21 protein-coding genes are annotated in these 23,027 nt (G+C 54.8%); 12 read left to right on the top strand and 9 right to left on the bottom strand.

The genetic code is table 11. The annotated features are described in order from the left end of the window. Window positions 1-180: 180 nt before the first annotated feature. Window positions 181-1,047 (bottom strand): GAF domain-containing protein, encoded by an 867-nt coding sequence (locus AC5S26_RS26980; protein ID WP_494188053.1) that lies wholly within the window; start codon window positions 1,045-1,047, stop codon window positions 181-183. A gap of 540 nt (window positions 1,048-1,587) precedes the next feature. Between AC5S26_RS26980 and AC5S26_RS26975 the strand changes: the two genes are divergently transcribed. From AC5S26_RS26975 to AC5S26_RS26945, 7 genes are all read left to right on the top strand, one after another. Continuing rightward, window positions 1,588-2,346, top strand: a complete 759-nt coding sequence (locus tag AC5S26_RS26975) for a hypothetical protein (protein ID WP_494188052.1) — start codon at window positions 1,588-1,590, stop codon at window positions 2,344-2,346. Then, window positions 2,324-2,935, top strand: a complete 612-nt coding sequence (locus AC5S26_RS26970; protein WP_494188051.1) for a class D sortase — start codon at window positions 2,324-2,326, stop codon at window positions 2,933-2,935. Before AC5S26_RS26975 ends, AC5S26_RS26970 begins: the two co-directional genes overlap by 23 nt. A 10-nt stretch (window positions 2,936-2,945) precedes the next feature. Continuing rightward, window positions 2,946-4,571: a hypothetical protein gene (locus AC5S26_RS26965; RefSeq protein ID WP_494188050.1), complete on the top strand. Its 1,626-nt coding sequence runs from the start codon at window positions 2,946-2,948 to the stop codon at window positions 4,569-4,571. Between the two features lie 429 nt (window positions 4,572-5,000). Further along, window positions 5,001-5,564: a TetR/AcrR family transcriptional regulator gene (locus tag AC5S26_RS26960; protein ID WP_494188049.1), complete on the top strand. Its 564-nt coding sequence runs from the start codon at window positions 5,001-5,003 to the stop codon at window positions 5,562-5,564. 61 nt (window positions 5,565-5,625) lie between these two features. Further along, the gene (locus AC5S26_RS26955) at window positions 5,626-6,405 is read left to right on the top strand and encodes an SDR family NAD(P)-dependent oxidoreductase (RefSeq protein ID WP_494188048.1); all 780 of its coding nucleotides are present in this window, start codon (window positions 5,626-5,628) and stop codon (window positions 6,403-6,405) included. Window positions 6,406-6,453: 48 nt separating this feature from the next. Next, window positions 6,454-7,335 (top strand): SDR family NAD(P)-dependent oxidoreductase, encoded by an 882-nt coding sequence (locus tag AC5S26_RS26950; protein ID WP_494188047.1) that lies wholly within the window; start codon window positions 6,454-6,456, stop codon window positions 7,333-7,335. Between the two features lie 420 nt (window positions 7,336-7,755). Continuing rightward, a complete protein-coding gene (locus AC5S26_RS26945; protein WP_494188055.1) occupies window positions 7,756-8,130 on the top strand; it encodes a YybH family protein in 375 nt (124 codons plus the stop codon). A 276-nt stretch (window positions 8,131-8,406) separates the two neighbouring features. Here the strand turns inward: AC5S26_RS26945 and AC5S26_RS26940 are convergent, their stop codons facing one another. From AC5S26_RS26940 to AC5S26_RS26930, 3 genes are all read right to left on the bottom strand, one after another. Next, window positions 8,407-8,679 carry a hypothetical protein gene (locus AC5S26_RS26940; RefSeq protein ID WP_494188046.1) on the bottom strand — a complete coding sequence of 91 codons (273 nt, stop codon included), beginning with the start codon at window positions 8,677-8,679 and terminating at the stop codon, window positions 8,407-8,409. A 954-nt stretch (window positions 8,680-9,633) separates the two neighbouring features. Then, window positions 9,634-10,131: a DUF2165 family protein gene (locus tag AC5S26_RS26935; protein ID WP_494188045.1), complete on the bottom strand. Its 498-nt coding sequence runs from the start codon at window positions 10,129-10,131 to the stop codon at window positions 9,634-9,636. Beyond that, window positions 10,128-11,036 carry a c-type cytochrome gene (locus tag AC5S26_RS26930; protein WP_494188044.1) on the bottom strand — a complete coding sequence of 303 codons (909 nt, stop codon included), beginning with the start codon at window positions 11,034-11,036 and terminating at the stop codon, window positions 10,128-10,130. The genes AC5S26_RS26935 and AC5S26_RS26930 overlap by 4 nt, the downstream gene beginning before the upstream one ends. A gap of 566 nt (window positions 11,037-11,602) precedes the next feature. Between AC5S26_RS26930 and AC5S26_RS26925 the strand changes: the two genes are divergently transcribed. The 3 genes from AC5S26_RS26925 to AC5S26_RS26915 all read left to right on the top strand — a co-directional run bounded on the left by AC5S26_RS26925 (window position 11,603) and on the right by AC5S26_RS26915 (window position 18,903). Continuing rightward, window positions 11,603-14,080, top strand: a complete 2,478-nt coding sequence (locus AC5S26_RS26925; RefSeq protein ID WP_494188043.1) for a TonB-dependent receptor — start codon at window positions 11,603-11,605, stop codon at window positions 14,078-14,080. 46 nt (window positions 14,081-14,126) lie between these two features. After that, window positions 14,127-18,152, top strand: a complete 4,026-nt coding sequence (locus AC5S26_RS26920; RefSeq protein WP_494188042.1) for a cobaltochelatase subunit CobN — start codon at window positions 14,127-14,129, stop codon at window positions 18,150-18,152. Window positions 18,153-18,516: 364 nt separating this feature from the next. Beyond that, window positions 18,517-18,903: a Fur family transcriptional regulator gene (locus tag AC5S26_RS26915; protein WP_494188041.1), complete on the top strand. Its 387-nt coding sequence runs from the start codon at window positions 18,517-18,519 to the stop codon at window positions 18,901-18,903. A gap of 637 nt (window positions 18,904-19,540) precedes the next feature. Here the strand turns inward: AC5S26_RS26915 and rpmG are convergent. The 5 genes from rpmG to AC5S26_RS26890 form a co-directional block, all read right to left on the bottom strand. Beyond that, window positions 19,541-19,693 (bottom strand): 50S ribosomal protein L33, encoded by a 153-nt coding sequence (rpmG, locus tag AC5S26_RS26910; protein ID WP_494188040.1) that lies wholly within the window; start codon window positions 19,691-19,693, stop codon window positions 19,541-19,543. Further along, on the bottom strand, window positions 19,690-19,914 hold the full coding sequence (gene rpmB / locus AC5S26_RS26905; protein ID WP_494188039.1) for a 50S ribosomal protein L28: 225 nt from the start codon (window positions 19,912-19,914) through the stop codon (window positions 19,690-19,692). Before rpmB ends, rpmG begins: the two co-directional genes overlap by 4 nt. Before the next feature lie 11 nt (window positions 19,915-19,925). Next, entirely contained in the window at window positions 19,926-20,414 is a 489-nt protein-coding gene (locus AC5S26_RS26900; protein ID WP_494188038.1) for a CobW C-terminal domain-containing protein, read from the bottom strand. Then, window positions 20,407-21,282, bottom strand: coding sequence for an HNH endonuclease (locus AC5S26_RS26895; RefSeq protein ID WP_494188037.1), 876 nt, complete (start codon window positions 21,280-21,282; stop codon window positions 20,407-20,409). Before AC5S26_RS26895 ends, AC5S26_RS26900 begins: the two co-directional genes overlap by 8 nt. 76 nt (window positions 21,283-21,358) lie before the next feature. Further along, complete coding sequence (locus tag AC5S26_RS26890) at window positions 21,359-21,607, bottom strand: hypothetical protein (protein WP_494188036.1); 249 nt, start codon at window positions 21,605-21,607, stop codon at window positions 21,359-21,361. 463 nt (window positions 21,608-22,070) lie between these two features. Between AC5S26_RS26890 and AC5S26_RS26885 the strand changes: the two genes are divergently transcribed. Both AC5S26_RS26885 and AC5S26_RS26880 read left to right on the top strand, forming a co-directional pair. Beyond that, entirely contained in the window at window positions 22,071-22,451 is a 381-nt protein-coding gene (locus AC5S26_RS26885) for a VOC family protein (protein ID WP_494188035.1), read from the top strand. 208 nt (window positions 22,452-22,659) lie between these two features. After that, window positions 22,660-22,998, top strand: a complete 339-nt coding sequence (locus AC5S26_RS26880) for a VOC family protein (protein ID WP_494188034.1) — start codon at window positions 22,660-22,662, stop codon at window positions 22,996-22,998. The last annotated feature ends 29 nt before the right edge of the window (window positions 22,999-23,027 follow it).

Genomic DNA, 23,027 nt, shown 5'->3' with positions numbered 1-23,027 from the left:
CGCGAGACGATTGCGGGATTGCGGAGAGCGCGTCCACACGCAGAAGTGTGCCACATAATTAGCACAGAAGTTCGCCAAATAATTAGCAAAACGACAATCTGTGGTCGTCGCAAAAAGATTTATTGGTAGAACCGCTTCCCATCGCTGAAGCCCCCGCAGATGCAGATACGCTGGGTATATTCACCGCTTTTGGGGATGGATCGCAACGCGCGGCGCTTCCGGTAGGCCAGGTACTACGAACAGTTTGGGTTGATTGATCTGCTCGTCGGGATAGCGCAAATCCAGCAGTTTTCCGACGCGAAGGGACAATTCAGATAGTTCTGCGAGCGCAGTCTTCATATATTTGCTTGCTTCTGGTCCACCCTGACTGGCTAAGAACATTGTGTTCGTCAAGCTCTGAAGAGGATTGTTGATCTGGTGCGCCAGACTGTGCGCGCGTTCTGCTGATGCTTCCACCCTTGCTAGATGCCGGGCTTTTTCATTCAAAGCCTGTTGCCTAATAATCACGGCGACGTAGTCCGAAAGGCTTTTCAAGAGTTCGTAATCCTGCCGGTCAAACGCCTCCTCCGATCCGTGCGAGACGGCCCAAATAGTGCCTCGGATCTGCTCTGTTTCCCATGGGATGAGGATTCCATCTGTAATCGGCTTGGCGGTAACGCCAAGGAAGTCGTAGTAGGCCTTTTCAAGTCGGTAGAGATGGGGTCTGCCCACATCAAGGCACGTACCGCAAGGACTGAAGAATCGAGGCGTCCGACCCCCAAGATATTGAGAGAAGCTTCCGGCGATGGCGACCCATCGGAAGGTCGGCTTCCCTTCGAGATCGGGCTCCTCCAAACTGATTCCTGCGCTATCCGCGTTGCAGCAGGTCATCGCGACGTTGACCAATTCCTGAAGGACGTCCTCTGGATGTGTGGCAAATGTTTCCGTCAGGCGACGGAGTGCGTCGAACGGCTGTTGGATGTCTCTCGGCTTCGCAGGTCTATTGAGAAATGACTCATCGCTGAGTAAATCTCGGAGAGACATTCCAGTGTCAGTCGTCGTGCCCAAGCTGCACCTCTGAAAAAATCCTACGCCACCAGAGCTGGGACAGCCAGGGAATTAGGTTCATTGCACGTCCGCAAATTCAGGACAAACTACAAGCGCACCCCGCTCTCGGGATGGGGGAAGAGTTGAAAACCAGCCCGCCGCTTGCCAAGGGAACAGCTCACGCCCTAGTCATCCAACGCGAACGGGCCAGTAGTACGAGGGCTCGCATCAAACCTCGCTCCCTTCACGTCGTGATGCCGCCGCATATTCACTCAGGATGTCGGCTCCGTGAACTTGTCTGAGAGAGTCATCGCCCGACTTGCCGAAACCTGGCCAATTCCGGCACAAACAACGATAGTTTGGTGTATGGATGCTCTAGCTGTCACACTTTACGGCCCGTATGTGACAGCAGAATGGGCAGATGCGAACCGATTCCGCTCTTGGGACCGGTTACCTCGGTTTGCAGTCCACGGGAACTAAAGATTTAGCAAAATCAACTCCATAGGCCAGATTGGGAGCGTCGTAAAGGATAGACCAGCTTTTCCAAGGAGTTTGACCACGATGCATACAACAAGTAGAACCATCCTAAAAGCACGACGTCTTATCCTTCCTTGTCTGGCAGTGTTGTTTTCGGGTTTGGCATTGCCGCTCTTTGCGGCACCCGGATCGAACCCAGTTCCCTTTGTGATCTCAACACCATCGGCGATACCCGGCGCCGTTCTCAGCCCCGGCAACTACACCATTCAGATCGTAAATCGACTCTCGGATCGCGTTGTCCTTAGAGTCGAGGGTAGCAATGGAACTATCCACTCCACATTTCTGGCAGTCGAAGATGCGAAGTTGAGCAAACCGCGCACAAGTGGTCCTCTCGCGTGGGCCAACCCGGTGGAAGGAACGAAGTACCTGCGAGGTTGGTCCTTCAACGGCGCTCCTTCAGCCGTGGAATTTGTCTATCCGAAGGACGATGCAGTCAAGATCGCCACGGCAAACCCTGCGAAGGTTCCGGCAGTGGACCCGGGTTCGGAGGGAAAGCCTGTCGACAATACTTTATCGCAGAGCGATATGGAGCTCCTGAACCTGTGGTTGCTGCACCTTGAGCAGGTCGAAGGCGTCCAGGGAAGCATCAAGGCAGAGCGGTACCAGCAGGCTGCGGCTCCCAAACCAAAGCCGGTGATCGCGGCCCTTCCCCACATGGCCAGTTTGGTTCCCGTTCCCCTCGTCTGGCTCTGCGGATTTGCATCGGTACTCGTTTCCGCATGGCTGCGTGTGATTCGTAGAAGAGCTGTCAGGAGAGGCCATGCCGCGCTGGGTGCACATTGAATCTTTGTTCTGGATCGTAGGCGTGTGCTGCCTGGGATATGGAACTTTTCTTGCGGCGCAGGCTAACGCTTACCGCAACTCTGCTGCCCTGCTCGATGGGCAGCAGGCAGGCGGGGGACCGTCAGGTACGCCGCATATCCCGATTCAACAGAAGCCGCGAGATCAAGACCAGGGTGATCCCATCGGACGTATCGATATTCCTGCGCTTCACCTCACAGTGCCGATCGCCGGGGACTACGACCCCGGGAGTCTGCGCAAAGGGGTCGGGTATATCCCCGGGACGGCTTTGCCTGGAGGACTTGGGACGGTAGGGCTGGTCGGACATCGCGACTCCTTTTTTCGTCCACTCCGCAACGTGAAGAAGGCCATGGAGATCCAGCTGACGGACCGCACAGGAACTTTTCGTTACGGCGTCGATTCGATGGAGATCGTCACACCTGAGCGAGTAGATGTACTGGATGCTGGGACCGAACCTGGCCTGACACTGATCACCTGTTTTCCATTTGACTATGTCGGATCAGCGCCAAAACGATTTATTGTTCACGCACACCTGCTTTCTTTAGTTCCGGAACACATTCTGTCTTGGTAAAGAGGGCCTCTTGAGATTTCAAACGATAACCCGGATTCCGGGTCAGAGTCCGGAGCAGGTTTTGGGGGTATTGGAAGTTTGTCTTCGTTCGGTATCGAAGGATGTCGTGCGTGAGGGTAGGAGAATCACGCTCTTCGGGCTAGGCCCTTCGCCTCGTGGAATCAATCGCCGCGACAGAACTGTCATAGACGTCAACGCAGAGGATGGCGTAACCACGATCGATGCGGACGTCAGCTTCCAGGCGTCTGCGTTTCTGGGAAATACTCCGCAGGGTAGTGTCGTACAGGCGAAGCTCGATCGCGTATTCGAGGATTTGAGGACACAGCTGGGAGTGGATCGGTGGCTCACGTCTGCGCAGGAGAAGACTCCTGTCTCCGCAGAGCCAGAGACACTTGCTTATTTCGAGGCGCTGCCGGAAGCACCATTGGCAGAGGAAGCCGGGCTCTCGAGTGCCACCGATGAAGTCTTCGAAGACAGATCCTCCGGTGAGCTCGAGCCGTCGGTGACCTCTTCGAAGGCGGAGACGTTTGTCGAGACGGTCCCCGAAGAAGTTCCCGATGCAAAGATCGCTGAGATAGAGATACAGCCTGAACCGGAACCTGTGGAATCGACCGCCGCGGAGGTATATCGTACCCCGAAACCTTCGGCAGAAGAGCATGAGGAAAATGCACCATCCACGCCCATCGTTAGGCCCGAGCCGATCGTCGCTGAACCCCCGCCTGCGTCACAGGCCGCTGCAGAGAAGGTCCAGCCGGAAGTTGTAACTGTTCAATTCCCGCCAGCGGTAAAAGAAGCCCTGGCTTCTGAAGAGAAGCAGCCGAAGCCCCCGCCGCAAACAGTGGGTGTTGAGCCCCGATCTGCCGAGTACAGACCTGTGAGCGCGGGCAGGCCCAATCTGCCGACAGCAATCGCGATCGCCACGCCTGGCGCTGTCATGTCGAAGCCCCCCCCGCAAGAACCTCTCAGGGCAACGCAGACTTTTTCTACCCGCTCTTCCAATACGCTGCTAAATGGCTTGAACTCCGAAGATGACGAAAATAAGTCCCGGCTTCTGAAGTGGAGCGCACGGGTGGCAGCCATCATCGTTCTCGTTGTCGCCCCGGCCGCCTGGCTCTATCTTCCCCGTCATCTGGAAGAGAGGGCTCCCACAGCTCATGTGCATCAGCCGCCTGCCGCTTTGCCGCAGGCATCTCCAGCGCAGCCCGCGGTAGAGACTCCTGCCCCGAAAGAACCTGGCTCGGATAAAGATCCAGCGGCGGTGGTGAAAGATTGGGAGCTCGCGCTGCGTTCCCGCGATGCCGTTGCCCAGGCTGCTTTCTATGCCGACCCGGTCGGACGATACTTCCTTCGTCACGATGTCAGCCGGGATAAGGTTCTGGCCGACAAACAAGCGGCGATCGACAAGCGTAAGGGCATCTGGACTGTGAAGATGGAGCGAGTAAACCTAACACGTAAGGGCGGTAGAAACGCGAAGGTAAATCTGGTAAAGCACTATATGGTGCAGGAGAACGGTGAACCCGTCTCCGAGTGGTTTGTCCCCTCCCAGCTTAAACTGGTCCGGGCCGATGGCAAGTGGCAAATCACCTCGGAACGCGATCTCGGCTTGGCGCCTTCGATGGACGATCTGGATTACTGAAGCGTCTAGCCCTTCTGTTTTCAGCGGGGCCAGTACCTCTTCCGCATGCCCTTCAGGCTTGCAAAGCACTGCAGCGGGTGACAATCGCCTTCGGCAAAACGATAAGTATTCACCCTCGCTTGAGGTTGCGTTTCGAATCGCGCATGTCTTCGGCGTTCCGCTGGAGCAGGTCTTTCAATACAGCCCACCACGCTCCCGCGCGAAGTGAGTCGCAGGAAATATTTCCGGAAGGGCCGCCAGTCACTCACGCCGGCGCCGCTGCCCCTTCAAACGACTGTGGAGGCAACTGGCCTTTTCGAGCTTTAATCGATACAGCTGAAACCCAGTTGTTTGGATCCAGCGCCTCGGTCTTCTGAAGGCATAGGTCACGCGTGCACAGAGAGTGGAATTGTTGTTGACTGGCTAGACGGTTACCTATAGAATGGATATGTGCCAAGACCCAAGAGCGACGAGAAGAGGACCGCGATTCTGGAGGCAGCGACGCGCATCATCGTGCTGCAGGGCCTGAGTGCGCCTACGATGGTCATCGCTAAAGAAGCTGGCGTTGCGAACGGATCGCTCTTTACCTACTTCGCGACCAAGACGGATCTCTTCAACCAGCTTTATCTTGAGCTAAAAATGGAGATGGCAACCGGCGCGATGAACTTTTCAACGGATGCCGAAGTCCGTGAGCAGTTCTTCGACCTGTGGAAGAAGTGGATGAACTGGACGATCTCTAACCCGGAGAAGCGGAGAGCACTCGCACAGCTCAACGTATCCGACGAGATCACTCCAGAGACGCGCGCAGTGGGACACAAGATGATGGCCCCGGTCGCCGATTTGCTGGAACGTGCTCGCGCCAACGGACCCATGCAGAAAGTGTCAAAGGGTTTCCTGATTGCGCTTATGAACTCTGTGGCGGAGGCGACGATGGATTTCATGACGCAGGATCCGGCTAATGCAAAGAAGCACCGCAAAGAGGGTTTCGATGCCCTATGGCGGATGCTGAGTTGATTTTTTTGGCAACAATAACAACTGTCTAGACAGACAATATATAAGCAAAATGGAGAGTGAAATGTCGATAGCAACAGATGCAGTTACCCCAAATAAAATTGCGATTGTTACCGGTGGCAGTCGTGGAATTGGACGCAGTGCGGTAGAGAACCTCGCGCGGCGCGGCGTCCATACGATCTTCACGTACCACACGCATAGAACGGACGCGGAGGCGGTGATTACCGCGGCTAAGGACGCAGGAGCGGAAGCCATAACCTTACAACTGGACACCGGCACCGTCGCACCGTTCGGTGTCTTCGTCGAAGGTGTGAAAGATGCTCTCGCTAAGCTCGGAGCGACGCGCTTTGATTTCCTGGTGAACAACGCCTGGAACAGTCACCGCAACATGCCTTTTGAGACGGCGACCGAGGAAGAACTCGACAACATCTACAACGTCCACTTCAAAGGCGTCTTCTTTCTCACGCAGAAACTTCTTCCTCTCATCAACGATGGTGGCCGGATCGTCAACGTGTCGACAGCACGAACTCGCATGATCGGTCCGGGCGGTTCCGTCTATGCCTCGATGGAGGGCGCGCTTGAGGTACTGTCCAAGCACATGGCGAAGGAACTTGGCCCGCGGAGGATCGCTGTCAATGTTGTGGCGCCGGGAGCTACGGAGACAGATTTCAGTGGAGGAATCGTCCGCGACAATCCTGCCGTGAACAGAAGGGTGGCGAAGGGGACAGCGCTGGGGAGGGCAGGTGTTCCCGACGACGTCGGTCGGATGATTGCGTCGCTGCTCTCAGAGGACAATCGCTGGATCAATGCGGAACGTATCGAGGTTACGGGTGGCTACGTTTAGGCGGTCCATACACCTTAGCGATTTAGTTCTACAAAGAGGATTGATTCAATGAAAACAGTCGTTATGACAGGCGGAACTGCCGGTTTCGGTGCAGTTGCCGCCAATAGAATCTCCGACACTCCAAACACGAGACTGATCCTTGGGGCGCGAGACAACAAGAATTCGTCGATCGAGACCCTGCCGTTGGATCTGGTGAGCCTTTCGAATGTTCGGTCCTTCGTTCACTCGCTCACGGAGAAGTTGGACGGCACAAAGATCGACATCCTCATTCTGAATGCCGGGGCGCAGTTCGGAAACACCAAGCATCGGACCGTTGACGGATTCGAATCCACATTCGCAATCAACCACCTTGCGCACTATCTTCTGCTGAGGCTTCTAACGCCCAACCTCGCGAAGAACGCCACCATCGTCGTCACCACGAGCGATGTCCACGACCCCAAGATGGTTCCATTCGGACCGAAGGAACTCAATCCCGAGGCGCTGGCTCATCCCAAAGCTAAGGGCAAGGGCTTTATGCCAGGAATCAAGGCTTATGCAAGCTCGAAGCTCAGTAATCTCCTTACGGCGCGTGCCTTCGAGGCCTCCATCGATTCGCAGATGAATGGCATGCGGGTCATTGCCTACAATCCTGGACTGACCCGCGGCACGTCGCTGTTTCGCGAATGGCCTTGGTGGGCAAAGTTGATGATGACGGTGGCTTCCAGACTTCGGACCGCGAACACGCTCGTGCAGGCAGGAAATGCGATTGCCGATCTGGGTTTCGGAACGATTGTGCCGCCGTCTGGCCGCATCTACGCCTCACTCGTGAAGGGCAAACTAACGTGGCCGGATCCTTCGGATTTGACGCAAAGTGAGACGACCATAAGGGGATTGTGGATGGAAAGCGCGCAAATGGTCGGACTGCCTGGACAAGCTGAAGAGAAATACTAACGCCCGCTAAATCCGCCACGTCTGCTGCACATATGTGAGGTGCCGCTCGGGGAAGGATGTGGAAACGCTACGATCGGATCAGTACTGATAAGTCGGCTTATCGTCAGTGACAGTGTAATCCCAGCAAAACATGGTTTTCAGAAACGGAAGCGAAGTTGTCGAAATCCGACTATTAGGAAATATCATCGTTTCGGCGCCGCTTCACTTGCGTCACAAATGGATTCTCATCAAGTGCTCGGAACGTGCAAGCTGGCCCCGGGTCAATTAGCCACTCCGGGAACAGTCCTTTATCAAAGCAAGATTGTGCAGAACTCTCCGAGGAGGCAGTTGATGAGACGCTTAGTGTTTGTCCTTACGTTACTAGTAGCAGGCTTGGCTTATGCTGGCCAGCTCACCAATCAAGCTTAAGAAGAGCGAGCAATTCGCACAGTGTTAGCCAGGTTTTATGCCGGGTGGAATGCACACGACCCAGACGCAATGGTCTCCATCTATTCTGAAGACATCGATCACATCAATGTTTTTGGTGAATGGGATAAAGGAAAAGCGTCGATTCGCGAAGACCTTGTCGCCATTCATTCGGCTTCCGCCCGCAATAGTCAGAGGAATTACACCATCGAAAAGATCCGCTTTCTTCCCGGCGATGTTGCAGTCGTCCAGGTATCTACAGTGCAGGTGTCTTCCCAAAGTACCGCGGGGCCTACGCTAGGAACCTACGTCATGCAGAAACAGAATGGTAAGTGGCTGGCAGTCAGCTTCACCAACGTGGAACCTCACGCCCCGCCATACAAGCGATAGGTCCACCCACCGTCCTTTGGCGCTGCAGCGGTCCGGACACAATACATCCCCCACCGGCCCAGCACAACCCAGCGGCAAAAGGTCGGGCAGTGTGACGGAGCTGTCATGACGGTGGTACGAACATGGTACACGGCCTTTTGCCAGTCCCCATTTATTCATAGCGCAGGGCAGTCACAGGATCGACCCGCATCGACGAGACGCCGGAATGTAAGTCGCGCCGGCGCAAGAGACAGAAAAGAGTTGCGACACTAACAAAAATTATCGGATCGGTGGCGCTTATTCTGAAGAGAAGGTTGGAGATGAAGCGTGTGATCGCATCAGCTTGATGACATGCTCGGCCACGTTCTGGATGTCCTGGTCGTTGGGCATATAGGCGATGTTCAGCCCCAAATCTCCGACGACGGCGTCGATCGCAAAGCCACCAGCATCTTGTGGTAAGAGATAGGCGAGATCGCCATAACCGGTGCCGTCGATCTTCCGAATCCCATGGCCCCGCACCGCGGCCATCCGAGTCATCATGGCCATGAAAAAACTGGTGACTTGCACCATCGATGCCGACCCTGATCGGCAGCCGCTGCCCCGGTATCGTCACCAGGCACATTCTGAGGACCGTGTACGGCAGAGAGCCCCCGACTTCCTGGCTCTTCGCCGTGCAATCCTCAACTGTTCCGATGGGGCCATGAGCTGCTGCGATCGCACGGCCTATGTTTTCGCAGCTCGGAGCCGCTGCCGCCGGGGGTTGACCGGGGCGGCAGAAGTGCTGAAAGGCGATGCCAGCACACCAACGGCGATGATCATAAATAGGCTTCGACGCACGCTCACTCCTACCAGTCGCCCATCGGGCTAGTTCACCATTATGTGTCTCGAATACTGAGGCATCGAACTGTTGTCGCCTAGCCTCTGCTTAGACTATAGATTAGCCTCGGACAAGACCACCAAGCAGGCCTCGGAATTGACGCTGACCTGTACGGGATAAAGATCCCCACATCCCCTCCTGAAACTGTCAATCACGGCGGGAAGTTCGGAAGCACTCAATCGAAGGAAGATCATTCTATGTAGGCAGTGGCGCTCTCTGTTAGTTTCGCCATGGGGTACGCAGGGTTTGCCGCACCATTCACAGGGAGCGTGTAGCACTAACGCCGAAGCATCTCCATAGTTAGATGGATCACGCCGATTTCAGGTCAGAGCAGGATTTGGTTTCTCCGGCCCCGGACCTCACGTTTTCGGCGACTACAAACAATAGCCGATGCCAAGACGTACTACCCCAGAGACAGTGATCGTGTCTCAATGTACTCGTATGATTATATCGAGCTCGAAGGATGGAAGAGAGAGGGACCATCTCGCGAAATCAAAAGCGATCCTGTACCTCTTAGGCTGGTGTCTTAGGCTCAACTTCGTTTTCCTTTAGGCGATGTATTTTTCCAGATACCCTGCCGTCAGGGAGATATTGTCACAAACGGTCGCACCGAAGCCACACGAGAGCTAATCGGGACACCGTTCAACTCATGCGCCTGATTCGCTCTCGGGCAGCACGAGCAACATAAAGACGATACCGATGGAGGCGAACATACGAAATGCCTCTTCCTGGCCGTTCCAGAGCTTCGATTGCCACATCAGGAACCACTCGCCGCCTACACTGATAAAGGCGAATAACCACAGCAACAACCCGAGAGTGAGAGCGAGGGTTGAGAAAGACTTGGCGGCGTTGAAGGCAGCCGCCGGTTTGCGAATTGCCCGCAGGAGATGAACGACTCCGATCCACGACAGCACCGTGACGACCGCTTCCCACGCGATAATTCCGTCGTAGAATATCGTTTGGACGAGGGGTGAGTGGATCGCCCTCCACATGCCACGATTTCCTGGAAAGGTTGTATCCATCAGCAGAACGTGGTGCACGAATTGATAGTTCGATCCATAGTCAGTCAGGTTGTTGAAGACGACCAACGTGTAAAAGAAGGCAACGGCTGCGACTAGTGCAACTTTCGCGAGGCGCAGGGTCATCTCTGCTGTTCCGTCGCGAAGGTTTTGAAGTAGGCGGTCAACGCAGAGAGAGTCGCTTTGTCATACATCGGGAAGCCCGGCATGTGAGCGAAGGCATTCACCGATCTGGGGTTCCTGATGTAATTGGCGAATTTATTGGGGTCTGCAATCGCGGTGTGACCAATCGTAGTCCATGGTATACCGGCCTTGTGGCCACCATAGGCTCCTTCGTTGTGGCAACGGAGGCAATTACCCCGGGCGATGCGATAACCCGATATTTCGGGCGAATTCAGGGGAAAGCTCTCGGCCGGGTGAATGGCGCTGAAGACCGCAGTCTCATTCAGGAACCGCAGTTCGAAGACGCCGTTGGGAATCTGCGACATCTCTGAATACGCAAGGACCCGATAACGGGGAGCGAACGACGCGTGCGAGATCAGGTATGGACCGTAGGTTCCACCGTCACTGTTTCGCTCCTGTGCGTTCAGCCTTTTCCCGTTGATACGCAGGACAAGGATGGGATGGTGTGTCGCACGATACTCAAAGGTGTAGTGACCTTCGTACTGATCGTCGCAGATGGCAGCAACAAGGGTATTTTGCTGGGGTATGTTCAGCATCCGCAGAAGATCGTCGAGATAGATGCCGGTTATATACGTCTTCCCTTTGAAATTGGAGTCGTCTTCAACCGTGAAGGTGACTTGAGGAAGTTTAAGAAGGTCTGAGTAGGCGACGTAGCGGTGAGATCCCGGAGGCAAATCGGACAAGTTGCCAGAGAGCTTGAGATCGTTTGTCGCGAGACGCGTCTCGTGCATCGGCAGGCTCTGTTGAACAGTAGATTTATTTGCTCCCGGCAGCGCCATCGGAAGGCAGGTTGCCACCACAAGAATACGACCCATCCATGCAAGGTTGATATTATCTACGGCGATCACTGGACCACACTCCCTGAACCAAATCTTCTAGTGATTTAAACCCTCGTCCTGGGCATATATTCCGCAAGCGAGTCACGAGGGCAGGGCCGGCATGGTCCTCATTGGGATGCCCGGTATCGAGAAGCGCATCACCCGCTTTCCGCAGTTATATTACTGGAGCCATCGTAAGATCAGGCTTACCGTGGCGGCGAGCCGCGTGGAATGCCGTAATCCTTGTATGGCTTGCGAGTAACTTAAGATAGGACTGCTCCGCGGCATTCGAGGAGGGTCTGTGCAAATTTCAGATTCAGGTTCGATGCTGCGTTGCCTAGTCGTCACGGCTCTCGCCATCACTGGGCCAACATAAGGGATCATTTGAATATCCTTGTGTGCTTTGGCTGGAACCGACAACGCGCTTAGTCAAAGTCGCCTCCGGTTGTAAAACACCATGGCGGTCCGGTTTATTCCCTTGAAGTTTTTCAAGCTTGACTTAATGGTATTACGCTATCATTATTATTAACATTTGAAAAAAATTTGCCCTCAAGAGGAACTCAATATTCCCCATGTATTCCAGTAAGAGATTTCTGTTGTACTTTCTTCTTTGCTTGTTATCTGGCCTCCATTCGTTCGCTCAGGAGTCGCAGTCAGAAATCTCGGTACAGGGCGAAGCTCGGACCAGCAACGGTGAAAGGCTCACTGGCGCTGTAGTCCGCCTACTCAATTCATCGGATAAAACTGTCGATTCGGTCAAGCTTAGCGACTCCGGAGGGTTCAAGTTTCAGAACATCTACCCAGGGGACTATCGCCTTCAAGTCTCCGTGTCCGGGATGACTGTGTACGACAGAGAACTTCCTCAGTCGGCTTTTAAAGGAAATAGCATTGATGTCGAGATCACATCTGAGAAGGTCCTTGCAGATCTCGCGCTATTGCATCCGGAGCAGACGGTTGAGGTGACGGCGATTCGTCAATCAGAAGATGTGCAGACCTCCGCTGCCTCGGTGAGCGTTATCTCTCGAAGAGAATTGCAAGCTCGCAATGTCCAGACACTCGACGAGGGCTTGGATCAGGTACCTGGTCTGTATGTGCAGCGCATTCAGGGCTTGGCCGATACGGAGACCGCAGCGCTTTTGAGAGGCTTCAATGGACCGAATCGAACTTTGGTTTTACTCGATGGCCAGCCGATCAATGACTCTTTCTTCGGCGGTGTTCCCTGGAATGTAATCCCCGTTAATGATGTCGAAGGAATTGAAGTTGTTCGAGGACCCTTCTCGTCACTGTATGGCGGGAATGCTCTTGGTGGCGTGATCAGTATCCGGACACGACGACCTTCCCAACGCAGTTTTGACGTCGGTGAAGAGTACGGTTCGAACTCGACAAATCGCAATCTGGCCCATCACTCGGAATCCTTCGGCAAGTTAGGTCTCGTCCTTGGATACGAACGATTGAAGTTCGGCGGATATCAAAACGCTCCGATCACAGCCTTTCTCTTCCCGGGAACGGGAGATCCGGTCTTAGGCGCGAAGCTCACCAGCGATCCTTATGGAGACCAGGTCGTGCTCGTAGGCAACGGCGGTCGAAACTGGCTCAGCCAATACAGTCTGCGAGCGGCGGCAGACTACGCCTTCACGAACGCGACGAACCTCCGAGTGCAATACATTCGTGAGAGTCTCACGTACGGTCATGGCCCCTATGCAAGCTTCTTGCGTAACGCGGCAGGTGTGCCGGTGGATACGGGCCTCTTCCAGGTCTCGACGCCGAGTGGTATTCAGGCCTTCGAGATTAGTCCCTCCTCCTTCTTGCAGGTTCCCGGGGGCCAGCAGACTAACTTTCTAAGCGCCTCTGTCTCGCATGCGTTTAACGACAACCGCGCGGTGCGCGTCGACGCCGGCTACAACGCACTACCGACCTCGCACTACAGTTCTCCCGATCCAACCTCTATACTCACCGGTGGTGCTGGAGCCTATACCGACACCAACGCCAACAACTTCCACGCGAACAGTCAGTACTATCAGACCTTTCATGGCAACCTCCTCACCTTCGGCGACGAAGTTCGCCATGATGAAGCGAAGAACGCGAGCTACGCGATGTCGGATTGGCTGCAGCCCGCAACACAGCAGCAGCAGACCTATCTGGCCTATGGCCAGAGTGTCAATGAAGCAGTCTACGCTCAGGATGAGGTAACGCTCTTCTCTCAGCTCCGTCTGGTTGCTGGAGGTCGTTACGAGTATTGGAAAACCTACAGCGGACTCATCAACGACTACAGCTCGCTCACCTCTCGAACACTCTATTCTGACCGAACCGATCACTTCCTCGGGGGTAAGGTCGGTGCATCCTATAGTCTGCCAGGCGGAGCGATCCTGCGCGCCAGCGTAGGATCGGCCTTCCGCAATCCAACCATCTACGAGCTCTACGCCGCCTTCAACGCCGGTGGGACGATCTACGCAGCAAGTCCGAATCTCCGTTCAGAGCATGTTCGCAGTTGGGAGGCGGGTATTAGGAAGTCCTTTACGAGCCGCTTGAACCTGGATCTCGACTACTTTGAGAACGACATCAGCGGCCTCATCTACCGCTCTGCCGATCTCGCCGTCGATCCAAGAGGGAATTACCTGGTGAACGTCAACGCTGGCAGCGGACGTACCCGTGGCGTCGAAGTGAGTCTGCAGCAGAGGATTCTTCCATGGCTGAACTTCCGGCCAACCTACACCTACCTGCAGGCGATCATCACCGATAACCCAGCCGATCCGACGACGGTGGGCAAGTACATTCCTAATACGCCGAAGCATATGATCGCGGGCCAGCTACTTGCCGTGAAGAGTAAGTGGACCGGCGCTTTGACCGCTCGTTATGCCAGCGCGACCTTCGAGACCGATCAGAACCTCGATACGATTCGTGGGGTTCCCGGAGCTTATGACCCGTTCTTCCTGATGAACGTTAACGTCAACTATCGAGTCACGAATCACGTCGAGCTCTCCGGCACCAGTGACAACCTGCTTGACAGGCAGTACTTCCAGTTCTATCGCACACCGGGGCGCTCTACCTACGCCGGTGTTCGGTTGCACTTCTGAACTGCATCGCCAACGCATGAGAAGGCTCGTACGAGAGGAAGCTGTCATGAACGTGGTTAAGAGAACACAAGCTCTGCTCGTTGTTGTGATGTGTGCTGTCGGCTCGGTCTGGTCGCAGCAAGCAGCCTCGTCTGAATCGAAGAGCATCCCGAACGTCATCATCGTCCTGCACAGTTCGCAGGTGATGCCCGTCGCGATGGTCCAGTTTCAGAAACGCTTTGGCACGAACGTCTGTGACTGCTCGCTTCTGCGAGAGGACGATCTCACACCCGAGCGACTGCTTCAGGCGAAAGTGATCTTCATGCAACACCCCACCATCGAGATGTTGGAGAGGCTAAGGCCTGCTGCGAAGCAGGCCTTAGCCCACGGGCTTCAGGTCGCGACCGACGTTCCAGAGTTTCTTGAGCGTGGATGGAATGCGGAGCCGTCGGTGAAGTTGACGACCAAGCTCATGCCGTACTTCAATAATGGTGGAGAGGAAAACATGCTCAGCTTCCTGCTGAGTATGTATCAGGCAGCGGGAGGAAAGTTATCAGACCCCATTCCTTCTCCCATCCAGATCGCCAACACCGGAATTTATCATCCCGACGCACCGAAGATCTTTCCCACGATGTCGGAGTATCTCGCCTGGTACCGAAAGGCAAAGCCCAATCAGGGGGAGATGGTCACGGTCAATACCTTTTATAGCTATATCAAGGATCGAGACACCGCCGTCATCGACGGGTTGTTGCGCGAGCTAGAGCGACAAGGCATGGCGTCCGCCGCAGTCGTCGGCTTTCCCCACGCAAGTCTTGCCAAGCTCTTCGATCAGCCATCGACAGATCCCATTCGCCTGATGATGATGTTCACACTGGCACTCGGTAAGCCAGAAGATCGCTTGCTGCTCGCGAAGCAAAATGTCCATGTCATGAACCTAATGATCTCGCAACAGACGCGCGCCGCTTGGGAGGCAGCGGATAAGGGCATCACTCCAGATCGCATCAACTCGAGCCTCTCGAATCCAGAAGCGGCTGGTGCAACCGAGCCGATCGTCGTTGGCACCACTGAAGTGGGTGCAAAAGGTATTCCACCTCATCTTGAGGCCATCCCGGAACGCGTACACGCCGCAGTGGCGCGTGCACACCGCTGGATCGTGCTGCATGACAAGCCGAATGCTGAGAAGAAGCTCGCAATCATCTACTACAACAATCCTCCAGGCAAAGGGAACATTGGTGCCAGCTACCTCAACCTCGCTCCGAGTATCCGAGCCGTTCTTGAGACTCTGAAAGCGGCTGGATACAACACAGGCGAAAGGCTTCCGACAACGGACGAGATTCTGACCCAGCTTGCAAAGGTCGGCCACAACGTCGAGAACTGGGAGCCGGGTGAGTTGGATGCAATCGTGCGCAAGGGCGGAGCGATCCTCGTTCCTGTCGCCCAGTACAACAAGTGGTTTGCAGAGTTGCCAGAGAAGTTCAGGAACGCAGTAAACGATCGCTGGGGCAAACCAGAGGACGCGAAGCTGATGGCGTGGACCTCTCCCGCTGGCAAGAAGTTCTTTGTGATTCCCGGAGTGCAGCTTGGCAACGTCTTCTTAGGCCCGCAATTGCTTCGCGCCTCGTTCGCGGAGCACACGAACGTCCAGCACAGCGCGACGTTGCCCCCTCATCATGGCTACGTCGCATCGTTCCTCTATTATCGCAATACGCTCGGAGTCGATGCCATGATCCAGATGGGACGGCACGGTACCCTCGAATGGCTTCCAGGAAAGAACGCTGGTCAGGCTGGATGGGACACCAGCGAAGTTCTTCTTGGCGACCTTCCAAATATCAACTACTACATTATGGACGGAGATGGCGAGGCGATCCAGGCGCGACGTCGCGGCGCTGCTGTGCTCATCTCCCACCTGACACCGATGCTGGCTAAGACGGGCTTCGAGGAGCGCTTTGGAACCTTGAACGAGGCGCTGAGCCGCTGGACAGAGACCCACGAAGCTGCTCCTCCATTGGCCGCAGAGTACGTAAAGACAGCATCAGCGGAGATGGATCGTCTTGGTCTGATTAAGCAAATCAACCTCGATATGGGCAAGCCGGATGAGGCTATGGAGAAGGCAATCTCCTTCCTAGACACAATCGAAGAGTCTCCTCTCCCGTTGGGCCTCCCGACGCTCGGCCAGCCTCCCTTGGAGGACCGTATGCGTGCTGGTCTTGAAGCCTTCGTCGGCAACGGCTTCATGTCTGATGAGGAGAAACTCGTGGCTCCGTACATCAAGCAGTGGAGCGATGCGATCTTCGAGGGCCGTGACATCATTGTTCCATCCGATCTTCCAGAGAAGACGCGTGCCAAGTCAGTCTCAAGCATCGTTGAGGCGCGCACATGGATCGCCAATCTCCGCATCTCTCCCGCACGGGAACTTGATGAGTTGCCAAAGGTGCTCCATGCCGAGTATCTCCCAAGCGGACCAGTGGGAGATCCTCTCAATGTCCCGTATGGGCTCCCCACTGGACGAGACCTGCATCAGGGCGATCCGAATATGCTCCCCACGCGCGCTGCATGGGAACTGGGCCAGCGCATGGGCGATGAGCTACTCGTCCGCTACAGGCAGGATCACGGCGAATATCCGGATCACATTTCCATGATTTTGTGGCAAGGAGAGTCTGGCCGCACGCAGGGAGCGATGGAGGCTGAGGCTCTGTATCTCATGGGGACACAGCCTGAATGGAACGGGCGTGGAGCGGTCGATCGCGTCTCACTCATCCCTGATGCAAAGCTCACCCATCCGCGCGTCAATGTCGTCTTCACCGCAAGCGGGCTGTATGTGGATGGGCTTGCCGAGAAGATCATCCTGCTCGACCGTGCCGCACGCATGGCTGCCGCCGCTGGTGAAAACGCTCTAAGTCGACAGAACCGTGAGACAGCGAAGGCCCTTATGGCAACGGGAATGAGCGCAGAGCAGGCAGCTGAGTACGCTGGTGCGCGTATCTTCTCCACCGCACCCGGTAACTATGGCTTCGGTCTCTCCAACATGGTCGAGCAGTCGCGTGATGTCGACGAACATCAGACGATGGCCGATCTGTACCTCTCCAAGATGAACTATGTCTACTCCGAGAAGACCTGGGGCACCACGGTTCCGAAGCTCCTTCAAAATCAGTTGAAGGGCAACCAGGTCGTGTTGCACAGTGTGACATCGAATCTCTATGGCGCCGTCGATAACGACGACGTGTATCAATGGATGGGCGGCCTAAGGATCGCCTCCGAAGCGGCGGGAGCCCATCCGGAGCTTGTTATCAACAATCTGCGGCGCACCGGACACGAGAAGGTCGAGGGAGCTAGGGACTTCATCGCGACCGAGCTGAACGCGCGCAACTGGAATCCAAGGTGGATCAGCGAGATGCAGAAGGAGGGCTACGCCGGAGCCCGCGAGATGACCAAGGCCGTCGAGTATCTCTACGGTTGGAAGGCAACTGCCCCCGAGACCGTCTCGCCCGAGGTCTGGAAGAAGATGTACGACGTCTACGTTAACGACGACTATCACCTTGGCGTGAAGGAGTTCATGGAGAAGGCGAACCCAGCTGCGCGACAGGCATTGCTTGGACGGCTGCTTGAAGTGGATCGGCAGGGGACCTACAGGTTCACCGCAGGAGAGCGTCAGCAGATGATCCAGGAGTATGCTCACAACGTCGCGAGGAATGGACTCGCATGCACTGCCAACACCTGCGGCAACGAGAAACTGAAAGACAGTATCAACGAGCAGGTGCGGCAGCTCTCGCCGAAACAGTTCAAACCAAATGAGCAACGGGAGTTCAAGCGCACAGTCCAACGGACTACGCTGGTGCCAAAGCCGTCTCCTGCCAAACCTCTGAACGAGGTAAAGGTCAGTTCGCCGCCTCACCTTCCGAGCTCACTCAAGGGTTACAAGATTACCTACATCAGAATCGCTGAGATCACTCGATCTACCCGCCGATTGGTGAGTGAACATTTCAGGGTGTTTTTGGCTATGTGGTTCATCTCAGTCTTCGGAGGTGTAATCCTTGGCTTCGCTCGTAGAAGGTGGCTTAAACATAACTTCCTCCAGCTTATGCCTAGGGGTTGATCGTCGTCGGAACGGTGACGATAGCTATCGAAATTGTTGGGTATGGTAATAATCATCGCAAAGTGCCCGTAAACCCGCATGAAGACTGAGCCTAGGATGTAGAGTCCGCTCGCCCCACAATCGGTTCAGATGGATATGGAACTTGCGTACACTTGGCACTGCCGGATCGGCAACTCTCCGAGTTGTAGGCGAATAATCCGGCAAATCGAAGCATCAAGCATGAGGCAATTTTAGCTGCAAATTCGATTCGCAGCTCCGTCAGAAGTGAGCTCTATCGAGTGCGCTCCCGAATAGCCACCTGACTTCCGGCGTCAAAGAAGTGGTCTCTTTCTATTTGTATTGGTAAGCTAGTAGCGACACGATTATGCCTTCGAGTATTCTTCAATCCCGGAACACAAAGCAAAAGGATGCGATTCGGCAGGCACTGCTTTCCGCGGATCGGCCGTTGTCTCCGAATGAAGTCCTAGCGATAACGCAACAGCAAATTGAGAACATGAGCCTTGGAACCGTCTACCGAAACATTGCAACGATGACGGACGAGAAGTTCCTCACGGTGGTCGAGCTTCCCGGAGAAGCGCCCCGATATGAAGTAGCCGGAAAAGAACATCATCATCACTTCCATTGCAGGACTTGCGGGAGGGTCTTCGAGATGAGTGGTTGCGATATCCAGGTCAAACCGAAACTCCCGCGTGGATTTCGCGTGCTTGGTCATGAGTTTTCTCTTTTTGGACTTTGCGCAGACTGCAGATAGAAGGGCGATCTGAGAACCGGCTTTTGTGGCTGGTCAGACGTTATGTAGAAGCTTTTCTATCTTGTCGGCCATGTTCAGCCAAGTCGTCGCTGAGTGTCGATCGATTGACCTTCTGGCTTTTGAATTGGCGACTCTCTGAAGTTGATACTTTGCTGAAGTCCGATTCTTAATCCATTCTTCATAGACTGCAATCCACCGCAGCAAACCAGGCATCAATCGAAGGTCTCGCTCACGGGGTAGTCCCTCCATCTCTTTACCTTGCCAGCACGCGCAGAGAAATGCGCATCGCGGTACAAAGGAATACCGATTCAAGAAGATTCCTTTCTCACCTCCGTAGTAGAGGCCGAATCCCCACAACCTCACATATAAGGCGTCGGCCACCATCATGGTGTATTGGCTCGATCCGGTCAGGCCCTCTGGCGGTCTTTGACGTTGAAATCCATAGTCCAAAAGAAGGTTCCCCGCTGGGCACTTGATGTCCTGTCCCCAAGACAGGCACTGTCGATGCAAGAGGCTCGAGCCTGCCTTGATTACGTCATAGGGAATTTGTTGTTTGTGCATTTAAGTTGAGCTGTGTGGAGATAAGGGGTCGCGATCTTTGGGCTTGGTTAGTGGTGACGCGAGCAATACAATTTGCCTATGCTTTGGCTTCTCGATACAGGACGTGCTTCCGCACGACGGGATCGTACTTTCGTAATTCCAGCTTTCCACTTTGCAACTTAGGGTTTTTGTTTGTCGTGTAGAAATGCCCGGTTCCTGCCGTAGAAACTAGCTTGATGATGGTTCTCATGAGCCGAATCCTTTCTGCAATGCGGCTTCGACTCCAAGCTTCTGCATCATCCTCAGGGCTCGTGTACTGATTCGCATCCTAACGAAACGTTTCTGTGAAGGGATCCAAATGCGCTTCCGTTGCAGGTTGGGTTCCCATCTGCGCCGGGTTTTGTTGTTTGCGTGCGAAAGTTTGTTGCCGCTTCGCGTCCGTTTGCCTGTGATTGGGCAGATCTTCGCCATGCTTCCTCTCCTTATGCTTCGATTGCAGTACCATCGCTAAACATAGCTGCGAAGGGATCGTTCCAACGTTTCCAACCCTCAGGTCCCGCAGACATCTCTTCATTAGTGAGGAGCGCATCATTCAAACGGCGTTCGAACTTCGGCCGATCCATCTGGACGCCGATGAAGACAATCTCCTGTCTACGATCCCCGTAAGGAGCCTCCCAAACCTTTCCGATATACTCCGGCGTATCCGGGTCGTGCTCCGCATCGGAATCGACCGCTAGCCAGTGAGCCTGCGGCTCGACAGAGAGGGTATTCCCTGCGATGGAGAATAGGATGAGGTCGTCGTGGTGCGAAGATAACCAGGGGAAGCCCTTTGCGCGCAAGACGTTGGGAAATCCTTCGTCGGTGAGATCCTCGAGTCTCTCTGGATGAAACGGGCGCCTAGCGCGATAGACGAAGTTGCCGATTCCATATTCTTCGGTTTCTGGGGTGTGCGTCCCGTTTAACTCACGCACCCAACCGGCGGACGTCTCCGCCGTCTCCATGTCGAACAAATTGGTATCGAAAATGAGATGCAGCGGGACGCGGCCGCTGATGGTGATCGATCGTTGGGGTCAATAGGAGCCCATTTTCGCCATCCAGGCGCTCTTCGTTGTTAGAATCCCGCCAGGGCTTGCAGTGACTGGCTCTAAGGTGAGCAGGGTTGTCCACTTGGGTCACTCGACAATGAGTCTCGATCTGCATCACTCGCTGCTTGTACAGACCCTGACCACGGCGGGCAATAATCAACGTCTCCCGATCGGTTTCGGGGAGGGTCTGTAGCTGTTCGAGCGATTGTTCGATGTGATGCTCCCAGATCTCCAGATCCGCTGTTTCTGGACGAACAGAGGCGAAGGGTAAAACCTGGGCCGCGCGAGCCACTAATAATTCTGCTTCCGTTCCGATAAGTCCGATCAGAGCTTGTGCCATGAGATCGGGGACCTCAGCGAGATAGACACCCTGCTTTCCGTCTCCGGAGTTCTGCAGCGGCGAGTATCGATCGGGAAAGGTTTGGAGCAACAAGCCCATGTGATCTTTCGGACGTATCCTAGACCGGAGGTGAGTGAAGTCAACCTGAACTCGCCATCCTATCTTTTCCCAATTCATTCCGACGGAACCAAATTCTGGAGGCTTCGGGCTCTCGTAGCAATAAGAGCCGACGATCCCGATAGCCATGATCCGGGTGTCGACAAAGGAGAAAACCATGTCGCCGGGCGCAGTCTCGCGCATGAACTCATAAAAGGGATTTCTTGCGCCGTTGGAGTTACGCTTTGGGGACCATAAGTAGCCGCCGCCGATCTCGTGGCGATGCGTCTGATTCTGATTGACCCACCAATAGCGCATTCTCTAATCAACCTGCGACGTCTATCGGAATTTGAAACCAGGTTGGGGTAACCCTGGTCCATCGGGCACAGGAGGGCTACTTATGACGTCCGTAGCGGCGTGAACCGGTTGGGCTGGTGTAGTGTCCCCCTTTGTGGCTGGATCCCCCGCGATGGTACGACCCGCCATGAGATGAGATATGGGATCCGCCGCCATAATACGGACGGGACCCGCTATTGCGGGAAGAGGTGGTGGAATGGGAACCACTGCGACCTCGGGCGAAGGACGGTGTTGCAAGCAGAGAAACCCCAACCACGAGGGTGGGGAGAAGGCGTTTCAGGGTCATCGTTCACTCCAAAACATAATTGATGAATGCCGATAACTTTACATGTTAGAGTCTGGAAGCAATACTTTTATTTTCCAAACGCAGCCCTCTTCGGAGGGCATATTTTTGCGCTGAGGAAAGAACGGACGACATTCCATTTGTCCGAGGTCAGGTGCGGTGTTTATCCAGCTTCCGAGAATTGAACGTTCTCAGATGCCAGGCGCTTCATGTCATCAGAATTCGACGCCGCTCCCTAGGATCTGGCCATATCCTGTGGGGGCTGTAGCGGTCATTTGCGGAAATGCGAACAGCTTGCGCACTGAAAGCGTGTGACATCATCTAAGTGCGTTTGTCGTTACTAATCCACGAATCACTCCCGGATTGCCCGCCACCTCAACATTACCCCATGATTTTCGCCTCGCACTCTCAACCACGAAAGCTGGTTCCGCATCAAACCAGAACGTCAAACCTTTAGGAGTTGACCATGATCAACGCGAAGAAGGCGTTCAGCAGTTTTTCGGTGAACGATATTCAGAAGGCAAAGGAATTCTATGGCAAGACCCTCGAGCTGGACCTTTCCAGCGGTCCAGAAGGTACGTTGGTTGTGCCACTTTCCGGTGACACCAAAGCTCTGATGTACCCGAAACCTAATCACGAGCCGGCCACTTTCACGGTTCTGAATTTTCCCGTAGAAAGCGTAGAAAAAACTGTCGAGGAATTGAGCCGACGCGGCGTGCAATTTGAGGTTTATAACGAACCGAGCCTGAAGACGGACGCGCGCGGAATCTCTCGCGGGAATGGGCCAACCATTGCATGGTTCAAGGATCCTGCAGGGAATATTTTGTCGGTAGTGGAAGCGGCTTAAACACAATTCTAACCGCTGGAATGATGAGTCCATTAAGAGATTGGCAAGCGTTGGAGGGACCAACTATGGGGCAACGAGTTTTGCATTTCGAAGTCATCGGGACAGATCCAGCCAAGCTACGAACCTACTACAACGATCTTTCGGATGGGAGTTCGACACGAGCGGCCCGATCTCGGAGGCTGTCTCCCAAAGGGGAAATTACGGCTTCGTGAACCGCAACACGACCAGTGACGGGACGGGCATTCCCGGCGGCGTCGGCGGAGGCACAGGCTATCAAAGCCATGCACTCTTTTACGTCGGAGTTCCCGATGTCGAGACCGCGCTCGAAAAGGCCGAGAGCCTCGGAGGGAAGCGCTTGACGGCCCCCGAAATCAAGCCTGGGGGAGGCCTGGTTGTCGGCCACTTCAGCGATCCCGAAGACAACTTGATCGGCTTGCCGGCCCGAAGTAAGGTGATGCTTCGCTGGCATGGTCGATGGACACAGATTGTAGGTAACGGAGACCGCCGAAGAAATCTACTAGACGATGTCGTTCGGACGGAGTTATGAACTCTTTCGTCCCTACTCTGTTTTCTCGG

It is taken from the genome of Edaphobacter sp. FHG110511_03 (genome assembly GCF_059115365.1).
The sequence above is the reverse complement of the archived record's forward strand: the minus strand, read 5'-3'. Positions and strand labels throughout refer to the sequence as shown.

Bases quoted from the DNA above. Each gene is read 5' to 3' on its own strand.
- AC5S26_RS26915 (WP_494188041.1), top strand. From the start codon at position 18,517: ATGCCTTCGAGTATTCTTCAATCCCGGAACACAAAGCAAAAGGATGCG.
- AC5S26_RS26975 (WP_494188052.1), top strand. From the start codon at position 1,588: ATGCATACAACAAGTAGAACCATCCTAAAAGCACGACGTCTTATCCTT.
- AC5S26_RS26885 (WP_494188035.1), top strand. From the start codon at position 22,071: ATGATCAACGCGAAGAAGGCGTTCAGCAGTTTTTCGGTGAACGATATT.
- rpmG (WP_494188040.1), bottom strand. From the start codon at position 19,693: ATGAGAACCATCATCAAGCTAGTTTCTACGGCAGGAACCGGGCATTTC.
- AC5S26_RS26895 (WP_494188037.1), bottom strand. From the start codon at position 21,282: ATGCGCTATTGGTGGGTCAATCAGAATCAGACGCATCGCCACGAGATC.
- AC5S26_RS26890 (WP_494188036.1), bottom strand. From the start codon at position 21,607: ATGACCCTGAAACGCCTTCTCCCCACCCTCGTGGTTGGGGTTTCTCTG.
- AC5S26_RS26955 (WP_494188048.1), top strand. From the start codon at position 5,626: ATGTCGATAGCAACAGATGCAGTTACCCCAAATAAAATTGCGATTGTT.
- AC5S26_RS26970 (WP_494188051.1), top strand. From the start codon at position 2,324: ATGCCGCGCTGGGTGCACATTGAATCTTTGTTCTGGATCGTAGGCGTG.
- rpmB (WP_494188039.1), bottom strand. From the start codon at position 19,914: ATGGCGAAGATCTGCCCAATCACAGGCAAACGGACGCGAAGCGGCAAC.
- AC5S26_RS26935 (WP_494188045.1), bottom strand. From the start codon at position 10,131: ATGACCCTGCGCCTCGCGAAAGTTGCACTAGTCGCAGCCGTTGCCTTC.
- AC5S26_RS26950 (WP_494188047.1), top strand. From the start codon at position 6,454: ATGAAAACAGTCGTTATGACAGGCGGAACTGCCGGTTTCGGTGCAGTT.
- AC5S26_RS26920 (WP_494188042.1), top strand. From the start codon at position 14,127: ATGAACGTGGTTAAGAGAACACAAGCTCTGCTCGTTGTTGTGATGTGT.
- AC5S26_RS26940 (WP_494188046.1), bottom strand. From the start codon at position 8,679: ATGGTGCAAGTCACCAGTTTTTTCATGGCCATGATGACTCGGATGGCC.